The following is a 15,211-nucleotide window of genomic DNA, read 5'->3' on the forward strand; positions in this document are numbered from 1 at the left end:
AAGAGACATGCTGCTGCAATGACATAATACAAATCAGCACTATTGAATACTGGAACCGTTTGACATTAAGGGCTTATGCACAATGAATAAAAAAATTGCCGACATTATTGGTATTGGTATTGGACCCTTTAATTTGGGCTTGGCGGCATTGCTCTCGGAGCATCGCACTATTCAGGCGAGATTTTTAGAGCGTAAGCACGAGTTTCAGTGGCATAAAGGACTGCTTTTGTCTGGTGCGACGCTGCAAGTCCCTTTTTTTGCCGACCTTGTCACGATGGCAGACCCATGCCACACGCTGAGCTATTTAAACTATTTGCATCAGCATGACCGCTTATACCAGTTTTATTACTATGAGCACTTTTTAATACCGCGCGTTGAATATAATCACTATTGCCGCTGGGCCGCCACGCAGTTACCCAGCTGCCATTTTGGTGAGCATGTTGACGATGTCACTTATGATGCTAAGCAAGATCACTTTGTCATCGACAGTACATTAGCATCAGGAGAAAAAAAACAGTATCGCAGCACCAATCTGGCCATTGGTATTGGTACAAGACCGAATATACCCAAATGGCTGGCCGAAAGTAACCATCCTTTGGTCAAGCATGCGGCGGAGTTTGCTTCCTTACAACAAGCCTTAGCGCAATGTCAAAAAGTGACCGTTGTTGGCTCAGGACAAAGTGCGGCTGAGTGTGTATTGGCACTGCTAAGATCATTGACGCCGACTCAAGTTGCCGCAGGAGCGGGCATTCGCTGGATCAGCCGCTCAGCAGGCTTTCATCCTATGGAGTCCTCAAAGCTTGGCCAAGAGTGCTTTACACCCGCTTATATGCAGTATTTCCAAAGCCTGTCTCGAGAAAAACGCCGTGACATCGCAGGGAATCAAGGACTGTTATATAAAGGAATCAGCTGCTCAACCATCGCCGATATATATGATCTGCTGTATGAGCGTTCCATCGGTGGCAAGCCTACGGGCTTATCTCTACATCCCAACTGCGAAGTAGAATCTATTGCAAAAAATATCCAATCAGGGGCGCTTGAGATCAAGTGTTTGCACACGCAGCTAGCGCAGCGCTTTAGCCTAGAGACAGACGCCGTGATTGCGGCTGTCGGTTATGTGCATGACTGGCCACAATGGTTGACGCAATTAAAAGGGTCGGTACTGGCAACGGACAGTAATGATGATTTTATAGTGCAAGAAGATTTTACGGCGCTTAGGTGTGATGCAGGTTTGGGACGAATATTTATACAAAATTCAGAAATATTCCAACAAGGGATCGGTTCTCCAGACTTGGGTATTGGTGCCAATCGAAATGCAGTGATTATCAATCAGTTATTGGGTTGCGAGGTGTATCGCATTGCTAGCGGCACGGCTTTTCAAACGTATGGTATTCCTGAAGATGCGCTCTTAGATCGGTAATAAGGCTTAAAGCATGTTGATCAGGGTAAAGAAGTGAACCACTGACGTGTTTGGTGGTGAATCAATGGGGGCTTCTGTCTTACTGACGGTAAGCACAGCCTTTTTTTTCTGTTTTTTATTATAAGTATAGTGGGGCATGTCCATATCGGTTTGATAATGTCGATAAGGTTTGTTAAAGCAGCTGAATTTTGTTAGACGGTGCCAAACATCTGCTAAGTATGGCTATATTTACAGCGATATTTTTTGTCGTTGATGACAATAGCTGTCGTTTGGCGCATCACTAATACCGCTTTGTTACCACTGATGCTTATGAGTGAAACTCTATTCTCAAGCGCAGCAGATTTTTCATGATATTTAGGTTATCGGTTTTATTTGCCACGTTATGTCTGGCCTCTCTTATGATTGGCACCAAACAGATAATGTGGTCGGAATTATTTTCTTTTTCTACGGACGCATGGCTGACGCTCACGGCCAGTCGTATACCACGGCTGATTGCGCTGATACTGACAGGGGTAGGGCTGTCAGTCAGTGGCGTTATTTTGCAGCATATCGTGCGTAACAAATTTGTTGAGCCTGCAACGTCAGGGGGAATGGATGCCGCCAAACTTGGTATTTTAGTGTCACTGACGATGATTCCTAATGCGAGTACGGGCAGTAAGATGATGTTTGCGCTGGGCTTTTGTTTTGCTGCGAGTCTGATTTTTATTTATATCATCAGTCGCATTCAGCTTAAGCGTTCTGTGCTGATTCCTGTGCTTGGCTTGATGTATGGCAGTGTGCTCAGCGCCATCGCTGAGTTTTATGCCTACCAACACAATATTTTGCAAAGTATGCAAGGCTGGTTATTGGGGGACTTTTCGCGGGTGGTTCAAGGTCACTATGAGCTGATTTATATTATCTTGCCCATTATCATTCTCGCTTATGTCTACGCGCATCGCTTTACGGTGGTCGGTATGGGTGAGGAGATGGCGGCCAGTTTGGGGCTAAGTTATGTCACTACTGCCGCTTTGGGTCTCATACTGGTGTCAGTGACCGTCGCCGCGTCAGTCATCACCATCGGAGCGATACCTTTTGTGGGGTTGGTCGTACCCAATTTGGTGGCACTAAAGTATGGAGAAAACCTGTCGCGAACGCTGCCCATTGTGGCGCTAGGCGGTGCATGTCTGCTGCTGCTGTGTGATGTGTTTGGCAGGCTGGTGATTTATCCTTTTGAGGTGCCTATTGGTCTTACGGCAGGCGGGCTTGGTGGCGTGGTTTTCCTCATGCTGATTATGAGGGGTGTCAGATGACGGTAACCACAAAGTTTCGGACGATGTTTGTATTGATTATCGTTTTGGCGCTTATCTTTTTATTCATTGGTTCAGGTTTGGATTTTGATTATTTGATTCCTAAGCGCTTGATTCGCTTGGTCACCATTATTTTGGGTAGTGTTTGCTTGGCTTTTTCAGCCATCATTTTTCAGACGATTGTGGGCAATCGGATTTTAGCGCCTTCGATCATGGGATACGAAGCGGTTTATCTATTGTTTCAAGTGCTATTGCTCTTTTTGATGGGCACACAAGGGCTATTGTTTTTGGGGGTGAGCGGCAACTTTATAGTCTCTATCGCGTTGATGCTGGCGTATTCGTGGGCACTGCACCACTGGCTGTTTCCACGCTGTAAAAACGATGTTTACACCTTGCTGTTATTTGGCTTGGTACTGACCATGGTCATTGGCACGGTGACTCAGTTTATTCAATTGCGTATCAGCCCGGGCGAGTTTTCTGTTTTTCAGGGTTTGAGTTATACCTCATTCAATCGCTCTCAGCCTGAGACGTTGTTTTATGGAGTGCTTGCGGTTACAACCGCGCTGTGGGTTGGTCGCAAAACCTTGCCCATATTAGATGTACTGGCTTTGGGTCGTGAGCAGGCACAGTCCCTTGGGGTGAGTCATACCAAGTATGTTAAACGATATTTAGCACTCATTGCTATTTTGGTGGCAGTATCCACAAGCTTGATTGGCCCGACGGTATTTATGGGGGTGTTTGTTGCCAATATCGCGTATGTGCTTGCAGGTAGTAACCGTCATAAGGTCACGTTACCAATGGCCTGCGCCATTACGATTGCTATCTTTTTAGTAGCTCAGATTTTTGTTGAGCATGTCTTTAATTACAAAACCAGCGTCAGTATTCTTGTCAACCTTGTGGGTGGGATTTATTTTCTAGCGCTGACGGTTCGTACTAGAGGGTTTACATGATTACGATTAACAATGTGTATAAAAGCTATGGCAACAAAAGTGTGCTCTCTCAGATCAGTTTGGCTTTTCCTAAAGGCGGAGTGACCTCTTTGATTGGCCCTAATGGGGCTGGAAAATCCACGCTATTGATGGTGATGGCCAGACTGTTAGAACCAAGTGGCGGTGAGGTTTTATTGGAAGGTCGTAACATTAGTGATATTCGCACCTCTGAGTACGCTCATCACGTCGCCACTCTGCGTCAGTCGCCCGGGTTCAATCTGCGCTTAACGGTGGAGGAGCTGATTTCGTTTGGGCGCTTTCCCTATAGCCGCGGCGTATTGACGGCAGAAGACCATCGTATCATTGATGAGGCGATTGAGTTTTTGGCGTTAGCGCCCTTGCGCCATGCTTATTTGGATGAATTGAGTGGTGGTCAACGGCAGATGGCTTTTTTGGCAATGACCATCGCTCAGCAGACGGATGTGTTGTTACTGGATGAGCCTTTGAATAATTTGGATATGAAGCATGCGGTACGCATTATGCAAGCGCTACGGCGTTTATGTGATGAACAGGGTAGGACAGTTATTTTGGTGATTCACGATATCAATTTTGCGGCCAATTATTCAGATCATATCGTAGCATTAAAAAATGGGACACTGAGTTTTAGTGGCTCATCTGAGCAGGTGGTGACAGAAAGCAACTTAAGCGAGTTGTATGATCTTGAGTTTGAGATTATTTGTAGTGAGCGTGGTTGTTTGTGCAATTACTTTAATTTATCAGGAGTGAGTATATGAATGTAAGAAAACAAGGTTGGGTGTGGATGCTTGCCATCATGGCATCTATGCCTCTACAAGGCTGTGAAAAAACATCTCACGAGCCTGCAGCGTCGCAGACGCTAAAGACGCCCATCACCATCGAGCATGAACTTGGTACGACCGTGCTCGATCATCGTCCGCAGCGGGTTGCTGTGCTCGATATGAACGAAGCTGACTTTCTAGACCAGCTTGGTGTACCGATTGCAGGTATGGTCAAAGACTACGTGCCACATTTTTTGGCTCAATACAAACAAAATGCGGATATAGAGGATCTGGGCGCCATTGTTCAGCCCAATATGGAACGCATATATGCGCTACATCCTGACCTTATTTTGATGACTCCGCTACATGCAGCAAACTATCAAGAGCTGTCTGAGATTGCACCAACGCTACACTTCGATGTGAGCTTTAATGACAGTCAGGCGCATCATGTCGAAAATGTTGAAAATCACTTATTAGCCTTGGGCAAGATTTTTGATAAAGAAGCTTTGGCAAAAGAGCAGGTCGCGCAGCTAGAAGCAAGAGTGCAAGACGTACAAGCAGTAACAAAAAATCGCCCAGAAAAAGCGCTGGTGGTACTGCATAACAATGGGGCTTTTAGTAATTTTGGCGTGCATTCTCGCTATGGTTTTATCTTTAATGACTTAGGTGTCAATCCAGCAAGCACACTTGACGATACCAGCCTGCACGGTCAGCCTATTTCTAGTGAGTTTATACAGCAAGCAGATCCTGACATCATCTATATCGTCGACCGTACTGCGGTTATGGAGCATCGCGCGACCATCAGCCCTGATGACGTGAGCAATCCGTTACTGCGTCAAACCAAAGCATGGAAAAACGGCCACGTTGTGTTTGTTGATGCCGATGCATGGTATATCACTGCAGCCAGTCCGACCTCGTTGAACATCATGATGGATGATGTCTTAAAGGGTTATCAGACGACCTCTTAAAGACAGCAATCTCTTAAAGACATCAATACATCACGGATACTATCGTTGATCTAATTTAAGAGTGGTACAAGGCAACTGAGTGCAGATGTATATGTCATACTTCAAGCGAGGTTAACGCTGTAACGCTTTTATAGTGGATTGACTATATCAGATAATTAGTATTGCCAAGAAAGGCAGGCAAGTTGCTCAATCGAAGCTAAAATAAGTTATTTTTTAGCTTCGTTATGTAAATAGTTATCATTTGTATTTTTATTATCATTATCTTTTATTAACTTAATACTTATTTGTTTATCAAAACGACAGGATATCGCTATGTCTCAACTTCAACAACATTCAAGCCAACACCCCAACGTCAAGCAATCTTTCACAGAGCACAAACCATTTTTTGTTCTCAATTATTTTGTCTCAGCAAAACTGGCACTTTTATGTGGGGCAGCTGCTGGTACTGTATTTTTGGACATGCCCGCCGCTTATGCCCAGACCAACGGTACGCCAGTCAGTAGTACACAAGCCACTGATATGACCATTACGGCACAAAACCAGAGCACAGAAGCGGATCAAGACCTACCAACGGTCACACTACCAGCAATCACGGTTGAAGCTGACGTTGAGGAGAACTCTAACTATGCTGGCGGGCAGGTGACATACACCAATAATATGGGATTTTTGGGAAACAAAGACTTTTTAGAAACACCGTTTAGTGCCATTAGTTATACTGACAAATTTATTGAGGATCAGCAAGCCGCAGATATCAGTGAGATTATTGCTGCAATGGATCCCGCTGTTCATACCAGTGGTGCAGGTGGAGAAAATCTTGAAAGTTATTATATTCGTGGTTTTGCTTCGAGTAGTAATGATGTGACCGTCAATGGATTGACTGGTATGGCACCTTACTATCGTAGCTCACCTGAGATGTTTGAGCGTGTTGAAGTGCTTAAAGGTCCATCAGCGATGCTTAATGGCATGTCACCTAACGGCTCCGTAGGAGGCTCTGTGAATCTAGTGACTAAGCGAGCAGGTGATGAACCACTCACTCGATTGACAACTAAGTACATATCAGACTCACAGCTTGGTGGGAGCCTGGATATCGGTCGCCGATTCGGTGAAGATAAGCAGTTTGGTGTTCGGGTAAATGGGGCTTATAGAGAGGGTGAAAGTGCGGTTAATGACCAAGATAAAGAGGCTAAAGTGGGCTCTATTGCATTAGACTGGAAAGGCGAACGTACACGAATTTCAGCTGACCTTTATGCTACGACAGAACATGTCGATGGGCCGACTCGAGGTATCACGGTAGCATCAGGAGTTGATATTCCTAGTGCACCAGATCCAGATACGTTATTGAACCCAAGCTGGGCTTTTTATGATACTAAAACAAAAGGTGCAATCACGCGCGGTGAGTTTGATGTGACTGATCAAACGACTGTCTATACCGCCTTAGGTGCTAATAAAATGGAATTTAAAGGACTCAGTGCAGCAAAAGCGCAGGTGTATAATTCTGACGGAGATATGAATACAACGATTGGATACGTTGCTGATGATAAGGAAAGAGTCTCTATGGAAGTAGGGCTGAACAGCAATTTTTCGACAGGAGCTATTGAGCATCAGCTTGCGGCGAATATTACCCGTTACAATGAAGAGTACAATTTAAATGCTAAGTACTTTGACGCCACTTATACATATGACACTAATATTTATAATCCAGTATGGGAAACTCCTAGCCTAAGTTTTGACGTGCCGCTGTTATTGACGACTGACACAAGTTTAACTAGTTACGGAATTGCAGATACTTTATCGTTTGATCAGGATAAATACCAACTCACCTTAGGTGCTCGGTATCAGCAGCTAGAAACAGAACAAACGGGAGGCATCTTATCCTCAGGTACTAAGCATGATGAAAGCGCTATAACGCCGTCAGTGGCATTTCTTATAAATATGACGGATCAAACTTCTTTGTATGCGAACTATATAGAAGGGCTGAGTGAAGGCGCTACAGCACCAACAAGTGCAGAAAACTCAGGTGAAATATTTGCTCCTTATAAAACCAAACAAAAAGAAATAGGGATAAAAATGGATCTTGGCGAGTTCGCTCATACCCTTAGTCTCTACGAAATTGAAAAACCCAATAGTTATACCGACACAGATACTAATGTTTTCTCTTATGCTGGTGAACAGCGTAATCGAGGTGTAGAGTGGGGGTTCTTTGGCTCGCCTGCTGAAAGTGTACGCTTGATGGGTGGTGTTACCTATATTGATGCGAAGTTAACTAAAACAAATGATGGTGTTAATGAAGGCAATCAAGCCGCAGGTGTGCCAAAGTGGTACTCGAAAATTGGGGCAGAGTGGGATTTGCCTTTTATAGAAAATTTAACGCTAACAGCGAATGCAAATGCTGTGTCTAAACAATACCTTGAAAATGATAATGTACAGTCGTTACCAGGTCACACCACATACGATCTTGGCGCACGTTATATCACTTCTGTTAATCAAACACCTCTCACCATTCGAGCACGCATCGATAACGTGATGAATAAAGCCTATTGGACAACGGCATATTATAATGATCTTGCTTTAGGTGAGCCGCGTACATTTATGCTTTCAGCAACGATGGATTTTTGATTTGAGCCAAGGGTTTTCGACATTGTATAACTGCTGAAGACTCAGCCCTGCGTGCTATATAAGTAATATAGCCAAGTCTATATAAATCCGCTACATCGTCATCCTCGCTAAGCATACTAATGTATCGCTTGCACTCGGTTTCCTTGTATCGAAATGATATTGAACTGACTATAGCATGCAGGGTTTTTTAACCTATGAAGTCAAGATTCATCTAACTGATGTGTAGGTATTATGCCGCTACAAACCACGAGACTGCAAAGATTCAATAGTCATTTAGCACCGCAAACCTAACTTTATAAAATTATAGTTTTATGAAGTTAATATCAGGTAGCCTTAGTTTAACATAATATACATTATGCGAAAACAAACCAATGCTTTTAATAAGTTACCGATAAGCTTTTTATACATACTGATTCGACGATCTTACTTACGTTACTTTCTGTCGATGTTCCCAGAAAATCATCAATCCGTCACCAATCCATTACCATACTTTTATCAAACTAACGGCAGGCTTTTAGCAAGTGCTCACGCAGTGATTTTCCTTGATCATTTAATATCACGTCTGCCACTTGGCAATTTTTATTATCGCAAGTCAAATCATAATAGACATCGCCGCCTTGCGCCAAGCTGACTTTAACCAGGCCTTTATCAGTGGTGGCAAACTGCTTGTCTTGCTGATAATCAGGATCTTGTGAGTTCCATAATACATCGTAGCCCACATGACAAGACATTTGCGCCGTCTCAAAATATGTTTGTTCTAACTGCATGGCGTTTTGCAGCGCTGTATTGGCATATTGTTGCAGGACGACTGGGTTATCCATTCCTTCATTACGAATGTCTTGCTCATACATATGGCGAATGGTTTGTAGTTTTTGCGCGTTATATGTCTGCACGCCTGTTGTTGTATGACTCTTTGTAACATTACTTGCTGCATGAGCAAATGTCGCAAATCCTGCCGCGAGCGATATCAGTATGGGTATCAATGATTTAGTAATCTGCATGGGTCAATTTACCCTATTTTTTTACACAAATAGATATTAACCATTACATCACACTCATATGAGGACTGTGCTGTCTTATCGTATCATTCAGGTTGAGATGATTAACGATTGTCGCTTTGCGTACTCCCAGTAACGGCTATCATAAGGACATAATATGACCCTATTTGCAGCGTTAAAGCCCCCTTATTTTTCGATAATGACAAGTGGTATGTTCGCCTTTGTATTGGCAGCAACAGGCTGTCAATCCTCAGCTGAGTCCACTATAAATGCATCGGCGCAATCCACCAACACCTCCGTAACCACGGACATGAGCCAACAAACGCTCAGACAGCAAGCGTTACGTATCCAGCGCGCACTTGCCAATAACGACTATGCCAGAATCACCAAGGACATTCATCCAACTCGTGGTGTGCGTTTCTCCATGTATGCCTATGTGCAGCCAGAATCAGATAAAGTCTTTAGCCGTGAACAGTATGCACAATATTTACAAGACTCAAAGATTCGCTTTACTTGGGGTGAACGTGACGGTACTAGTGAGCCATTAATCATACCGCTACCAGAATACTTAGACACTTGGGTAAAAGCCAAAACCTTCAATGATGCTACCCTTAGCGTCAACGAGTTTCAAAAAAGTGGTAACAGTATCAACAACTTAAAAGATATATATCAAAATTCTGATGTCGTTGAGTTTTACTATGACGGTAGTGATGAATACAGCGGTTTAGACTGGCGGGCATTGCGCTTGGTGTTTGATGAGTATCAAGGTAAGCGTTATCTGGTAGCTGTTATCACTGACCAGTGGACGATTTAATGCATTTATAAGCAAATAGTGGCTAAAACAGCAGGATGCTGATGCTCAATCATGACGCCCTGCCCTTTTTTGCTATATATTCACATTTGTAGATATTTTTAAAACTGGTATAGTTGACTCGCTTTAGAACAGATGCAGTGCAATTGACAATACCTTGTTATCCCGTGTTGGGCGTATCTCGAGGCGGATAACCAAAATACTGTTTATAAATGCGAGAAAAGTAACTTTGGTCGCCATAGCCGACCCTATGAGCGACTTCTTCAATGGTGACATGGCTCTTTGACTTCAAAATATGATTGGCCTGCTTTAAGCGCAGCATCTTGACCCACTCCGAAAAGCTATAAGGCAGTCTGGCAAAGAGTTTGTGCAGGTATCTAATAGAAATATGACAAGCTGCAGCGACAGTTTTTGGGCTCAAATCAGGGTTTGCTAAATTTAAATTCACATAATGCTCGATACGTTTGAGATGCACAGACTGTATCGCTGACATCTCACTCATCATCACCTCTTTGGGTGCGCTTAATGTCAAGACAATCAGGTTTAGTAGCTGCTGCTCTAGTATCTTTATCTCCAAATCAGCCAGCTTTTGATGATGAATCAGCGTCAAAATTTGCTTCATCTGAAACACCAGTAGCCTGCCTGCACCTTCATCGATAGACAAGCTGCGGGCAAACTGCCGCTCTATAGTAGGTATTTGTGCCGACAGTAAGGTTAACGGGACCTTGATCACATACAATGACACTTCATGCAGATGATAAAACTCATAAGGTAAGTTGGACAGCTCAATAAAAAACTGGCCTGGTTTAGCGCTCAGTGAGCGATTTTTTTGAATAAAGCGCACATCGCCTGTCAGCGGAAACGTGATTAAAATACTGTCATCGTAATCAGCACTTTGAGCACCACGATCATAGTGTACGGTATTGGCATGATAATGCGAGACGCCGATATCGAGCAGCTTAGCATGCTGCAAAAATCCCAAAAACTTATTGGGCTGTCGAAAGCTTACGTTTAGATCAAAATAGGTGTCATTAATGGTGCGCTTCCAGTCAAAGGCATTTAGGCTCGTCTGCGCTTGCAAGGTGCTATTTACTGACGTAGAGAGTATGGGCAACAAAGAAGGCGCTATATCGGCATCAAGCGTGCTTGCAAGAGGATTCAGATGCGATGAGACTGGGTCGGTTTGCTCATGCCAGCATGAGAGACTATCTGGTTTACGGTTTGCATTCATCCTTGAACACTCAATATTTAGTATACAACTGTACTGCCATCCTAGCAGCTAATAACGAAGGATCATATTTTTTATTATAAATAAAGCCAAAAAGGCATCAAGTCTTGAACCCTGTTCAGTACTTGATGCCTTTACTAATGTTAAAAAATACTAAAAGAAAGTTAAAAGAAAGTTAGCCTTATGTTTTATGCAGCACGGGTGAGTTTATAGGTACCAGTTTCATGCAGCTGGGCTTGCCAGCCATCCTTGATGACCACGGTGGTGGTCGGCTCTTGAATAAGCGCAGGGCCAGTGACCACTGCGCCAGCTCCGAACTGCTCACCATCATAGATAGGCGTATCGATCCAGTCATAAGACTGATCAAATAACATCTCACGACTGTCAATCTGAGCTTGGCTAATATCCCCCTGCTGAGGCGCAAGCGTGGGCAGCTTTGGCTTACTGATTTTACCAATCACCGCCACTTCGATATTCACCAGCTCGACTTTACTATCACGCTCATCATAGGTATACAGCTCCTTGTGACGCTGATGAAATGACTCTAAGATAGTATTTACGCTTTCAGCATCGAGCTTGCCGTTGGGTATCAGCACATTACATTCATGCACCTGACCGACGTAGCGCATCTCCATGGTACGTTCGATAGAGATGTCTTCATCGGTAAAGCCATCTTCTAGTAGCTTTTGCACGCCCTGCTCTTCGAGCTCTTGTAGTTTTGCATTGAGATCTTGCAGATCGGCCTCTGGCGCTAAAATCATCATCTGCGTCGCCAAGTAGTTATACTTGATATCGGAGATAATCTGACCAAAGGCGCACAGGCAAGACGCAATCTTAGGAATTAAGATGGTACCAATACCCATCTCTTCGGCAAGCGCAATAATATGCATACCACCTGCGCCGCCTGCACAGATAAGGGCAAAGTCACGAGGATCATAGCCTTTTTCAATGGTAATACGGCGAATGGCATTGGACATGTTTTGGTTGACGATGGCACTGATACCAAAGGCGGCATGCGCCAGATCAATCTTCAGTGGATCAGCGATGTGGGTCTGTACCGCTTGCACCGCTTTGTCTTTATCCAAGGTCACACTACCGCCCAACACTGCATTGGGCTGCAGATAACCCAATACCAAATTGGCATCGGTCACCGTGGGCTGCTCCCCGCCTTTGCCATAACACGCCGGCCCAGGGGTTGCGCCTGCACTTTGCGGGCCGACCTCGAGCATACCAAAGGTATTGACATGGCCGATAGAGCCGCCGCCTGCGCCCAAGGTCTCTACATGAATCATAGGCACGCCAATGCGATTACGTAAAAAGTCTATATCACGGTTGAGGCTGGTGCGGCCTGACTTTGCCATGGTGATATCAAAAGAGGTCCCGCCCATATCGACGGTGATGATGTCATCAATACCAAAAGGACTGGCGATATACAGACCTGCTTGCGGCGCTGACGCTGGCCCTGAGTTGATGGCATTGACTGCCCGCTCTCGCATGATGCTACCGACTGCTAGCCCGCCATTGGATTGAAAATAACGAACGGGCTGCTCTGCCCCGAGTGCTTTAAAATAATCATCAATCTTATGGACATAAGAGGCCATGACGGGGCTTAGATAAGCATTGACCAGCGTCGTTGAAGTACGGGTGTATTCTTTGATCTGCGGATAGACATCGCTACCACAGCAAACGAAGACCCCAGGCATATGCTGCTCGATCAGCTGCTTTGCGCGCTGCTCATGCTGGGTATTGCGAATAGACCAAACAAAAGAGATGGCTACTGCCTTGACGTCTTTTTCCTTCAATACTTTGATCGCATCGAGGACGTCTTGCTCATTTAGTGGTTCGTGTTCAGTACCATCCGCTAAGATACGGCCGCGAATGGGAAAGCGACGATCACGGGTAGCGATTTGTGGTGCTGGCGGGTAACTGGCATCATAGCGATGCCCTTCTTCTTTATGCCCTAAGCGAATCTCGATACTGTCTTCGTGGCCTGCGGTGCATAACAGCCCGACTTTTACCCCCTTCATCTGAATCAAGGCGTTGAGCGCCACAGTGGTACCGTTGATACATAGATCGCAGGCTTGGATAATATCCTCAATAGGACGGTCAAACTGGTCGGCTATTTGCTGTAAGCCATTGGCGATGGCTAAGGTGCCATCTTCTGGAGTGGATGGTGCCTTAAATAAATGTACATCGCCTGTTTTTTCGGCCAGTACAAAGTCAGTGAATGTCCCGCCAGCATCAACGCCAATTCGAAAATCATTTTTCATCAGTTATCCTTAACTCAAGTTATTTAATATTAGGTGGTTTATAATTTTATGCTGTTAGCTTCAACTGCTGGCGCTGCAAATGACGACGTAAAGCGTCCGTCTCTGCTTCATGAACTGTCAGCGTTTGTGGGTCAATAACCACCCCGTACTCAGTCTTAGCCGCTGCTACTGATATGATTCTTTCTTCTACATCTTTTAATACTGCGGGTATCGAGCGTGCAAATGAGCTACCGTAGCCGCCACCACCAGGATTGGTATTACGCGCCCGATCACCAGGCTGAATCTCAGTCACGGTATTTTGCTTATATAGGTCAGTGACTCCTTCTTTATGGATAATCTCTAAGCGTCCTAATTTAAGCTCGGGTGAGATTTGCTCCGCACCAGCGGCCCCCATCGTTGGATGCTCACGGCCTTCACCAAAGGCGACTACCGTCATCTCATGACCCAATGGCTCAACTTCCCATACCGTACCGCAGCCGCCGCGATACTCACCAGCGCCGCCACTGTCTTCTGCCAGCCCATATTTATGAATCAAGATAGGATATTGATACTCGAGCAGCTCGATATCACCAGAGCTTAGCGCACCAAAGCAGCATAAGGGGCCGCAAGCATGCCAGCCGTCCATCTGCTGAGTCGCGCCAGCACCAGAGATGATCGAAGCTAAAATCATGGTCACATACTGCTCGCCCGTTTTTGGGTCGATACCTGAGATATTGATGCCAGAAGCATGACCCCAAGAAGCAATCACCCGATCTGGGGCAGCATCTTCAAATGCCATACGTACGGCATCGGTCAAGGTTTCCATCGGCGTGGTGGTACAGTTGACATGTGGGGCTGGCTCTTTGGCATTACACAGGGTGCCATGCTCGCCCAAGTCCACCGTGACACAGCGATACAACCCTTCGTTGTACGGCGGATCTACTTGCGCAAACATCATCAGCCCCAGCAGCACACCAGACATCGAGTTGCCCGCATAAGAGTTAATAAAGTAAGGCACTTGCGGTGGACTGGTAATCTTGATATGCACGTCGCTGTCTGTAATCTCAATATCGGCGCTGATGGTCAAGTCGCCCAGACCATGCCCGGAGTCCTCTAGCACCGCCTCGCCATGATACTGACCATCTGGGATAGATGAGATCAATGAGCGCATATGGGTATCCGCCATATTTTTTAGCTCTTCAATCGCCGCGCGTACGGTCTCTACGCCATACTTGTCTAGCAGCGCAATCATGTTACGCTCACCGACCGCACAAGCGCCAAACTGGGCATTGAGATCGCCTTCTTGGTTGCGGCGAGAGCGCATATTGCTGTGAATTAAATTGATGACATCATGACGTTTGACGCCCTTCTCCCAGATTTTGATGGGCGGGATACGTAAGCCTTCAGCATAGATTTCTTTAGCATCTGGGTTGTAGCCTGCAGGCACTGGGCCGCCGATATCCGTGACGTGACCTTTGCACACCGTCCAAAACACCAACTCGCCCTTATAGAAGACAGGCTTGTACATACAGCAATCTAGGATATGACTGCCCATCATCACTGGATCGTTGTGATAAATGACATCGCCTTCGTGGATGTCATCACCATAATATTCGGCAACGGCTTTCATGGCTGGCATGAGTGAGCCTAGATGGATAGGAATATCCTGCCCCTGCAAAATCATCTCAGGCAGATGATCAAACAACGCATTGCTGTAATCGTGAGCTAGGTTAAAGACACTAGAGCGGGCGGTTTTTTCTAAGGTGGTTGTCATCTCACGCTGTGCCGTTTCTAAGGCACCACGTACGACGGATAAGGTAATAGGATCAATTGAAGTGTGAGCGTTGCTCATGTGAGACTCCCTGTCTGATAAGTAATAAAAGATATGAACGGCTGTGCACGGCCAATG

General features: G+C 45.3%; 11 protein-coding genes. 7 read left to right on the forward strand and 4 right to left on the reverse strand.

Going from position 1 to position 15,211, the window contains the following annotated elements; translation table 11 throughout:
• The first annotated feature begins 82 nt into the window (after positions 1–82).
• The 6 genes from basC (at position 83) to AADH33_RS06880 (ending at position 8,016) form a co-directional block, all read left to right on the forward strand.
• Positions 83–1,420, forward strand: a complete 1,338-nt coding sequence (gene basC / locus AADH33_RS06855; protein ID WP_348548392.1) for a putative histamine N-monooxygenase — start codon at positions 83–85, stop codon at positions 1,418–1,420.
• A 347-nt stretch (positions 1,421–1,767) separates the two neighbouring features.
• Entirely contained in the window at positions 1,768–2,709 is a 942-nt protein-coding gene (locus tag AADH33_RS06860) for an ABC transporter permease (protein WP_348548393.1), read from the forward strand.
• Positions 2,706–3,656 carry an iron chelate uptake ABC transporter family permease subunit gene (locus AADH33_RS06865; RefSeq protein WP_348548394.1) on the forward strand — a complete coding sequence of 317 codons (951 nt, stop codon included), beginning with the start codon at positions 2,706–2,708 and terminating at the stop codon, positions 3,654–3,656. The genes AADH33_RS06860 and AADH33_RS06865 overlap by 4 nt, the downstream gene beginning before the upstream one ends.
• Positions 3,653–4,429 carry an iron ABC transporter ATP-binding protein gene (locus AADH33_RS06870; protein WP_348548395.1) on the forward strand — a complete coding sequence of 259 codons (777 nt, stop codon included), beginning with the start codon at positions 3,653–3,655 and terminating at the stop codon, positions 4,427–4,429. The genes AADH33_RS06865 and AADH33_RS06870 overlap by 4 nt, the downstream gene beginning before the upstream one ends.
• A complete protein-coding gene (locus tag AADH33_RS06875) occupies positions 4,426–5,400 on the forward strand; it encodes a siderophore ABC transporter substrate-binding protein (protein ID WP_348548396.1) in 975 nt (324 codons plus the stop codon). Before AADH33_RS06870 ends, AADH33_RS06875 begins: the two co-directional genes overlap by 4 nt.
• A gap of 312 nt (positions 5,401–5,712) precedes the next feature.
• Positions 5,713–8,016, forward strand: a complete 2,304-nt coding sequence (locus AADH33_RS06880) for a TonB-dependent receptor (protein ID WP_348548397.1) — start codon at positions 5,713–5,715, stop codon at positions 8,014–8,016.
• A gap of 500 nt (positions 8,017–8,516) precedes the next feature.
• Here the strand turns inward: AADH33_RS06880 and AADH33_RS06885 are convergent, their stop codons facing one another.
• The gene (locus AADH33_RS06885; protein ID WP_348548398.1) at positions 8,517–9,017 is read right to left on the reverse strand and encodes a hypothetical protein; all 501 of its coding nucleotides are present in this window, start codon (positions 9,015–9,017) and stop codon (positions 8,517–8,519) included.
• A 154-nt stretch (positions 9,018–9,171) separates the two neighbouring features.
• On the opposite strand from AADH33_RS06885, the gene AADH33_RS06890 reads away from it, so the two are divergent.
• Positions 9,172–9,828 (forward strand): hypothetical protein, encoded by a 657-nt coding sequence (locus AADH33_RS06890; protein ID WP_348548399.1) that lies wholly within the window; start codon positions 9,172–9,174, stop codon positions 9,826–9,828.
• Positions 9,829–9,985: 157 nt separating this feature from the next.
• Here the strand turns inward: AADH33_RS06890 and AADH33_RS06895 are convergent, their stop codons facing one another.
• The 3 genes from AADH33_RS06895 to AADH33_RS06905 form a co-directional block, all read right to left on the reverse strand.
• On the reverse strand, positions 9,986–11,056 hold the full coding sequence (locus AADH33_RS06895) for an AraC family transcriptional regulator (RefSeq protein WP_348548400.1): 1,071 nt from the start codon (positions 11,054–11,056) through the stop codon (positions 9,986–9,988).
• Between the two features lie 185 nt (positions 11,057–11,241).
• Positions 11,242–13,323: a caprolactamase subunit alpha gene (locus AADH33_RS06900; RefSeq protein WP_348548401.1), complete on the reverse strand. Its 2,082-nt coding sequence runs from the start codon at positions 13,321–13,323 to the stop codon at positions 11,242–11,244.
• A gap of 46 nt (positions 13,324–13,369) precedes the next feature.
• On the reverse strand, positions 13,370–15,154 hold the full coding sequence (locus AADH33_RS06905; RefSeq protein WP_348548402.1) for a caprolactamase subunit beta: 1,785 nt from the start codon (positions 15,152–15,154) through the stop codon (positions 13,370–13,372).
• Positions 15,155–15,211: the final 57 nt, after the last annotated feature.

This window comes from Psychrobacter sp. KFRI-CH2-11, assembly GCF_038239325.1.
Lineage (GTDB): Bacteria > Pseudomonadota > Gammaproteobacteria > Pseudomonadales > Moraxellaceae > Psychrobacter > Psychrobacter celer.

Coding starts and splice junctions, on each gene's coding strand:
- basC (WP_348548392.1), top strand. CDS start 83: ATGAATAAAAAAATTGCCGACATTATTGGTATTGGTATTGGACCCTTT.
- AADH33_RS06860 (WP_348548393.1), top strand. CDS start 1,768: ATGATATTTAGGTTATCGGTTTTATTTGCCACGTTATGTCTGGCCTCT.
- AADH33_RS06865 (WP_348548394.1), top strand. CDS start 2,706: ATGACGGTAACCACAAAGTTTCGGACGATGTTTGTATTGATTATCGTT.
- AADH33_RS06870 (WP_348548395.1), top strand. CDS start 3,653: ATGATTACGATTAACAATGTGTATAAAAGCTATGGCAACAAAAGTGTG.
- AADH33_RS06875 (WP_348548396.1), top strand. CDS start 4,426: ATGAATGTAAGAAAACAAGGTTGGGTGTGGATGCTTGCCATCATGGCA.
- AADH33_RS06880 (WP_348548397.1), top strand. CDS start 5,713: ATGTCTCAACTTCAACAACATTCAAGCCAACACCCCAACGTCAAGCAA.
- AADH33_RS06885 (WP_348548398.1), bottom strand. CDS start 9,017: ATGCAGATTACTAAATCATTGATACCCATACTGATATCGCTCGCGGCA.
- AADH33_RS06890 (WP_348548399.1), top strand. CDS start 9,172: ATGACCCTATTTGCAGCGTTAAAGCCCCCTTATTTTTCGATAATGACA.
- AADH33_RS06895 (WP_348548400.1), bottom strand. CDS start 11,056: ATGAATGCAAACCGTAAACCAGATAGTCTCTCATGCTGGCATGAGCAA.
- AADH33_RS06900 (WP_348548401.1), bottom strand. CDS start 13,323: ATGAAAAATGATTTTCGAATTGGCGTTGATGCTGGCGGGACATTCACT.
- AADH33_RS06905 (WP_348548402.1), bottom strand. CDS start 15,154: ATGAGCAACGCTCACACTTCAATTGATCCTATTACCTTATCCGTCGTA.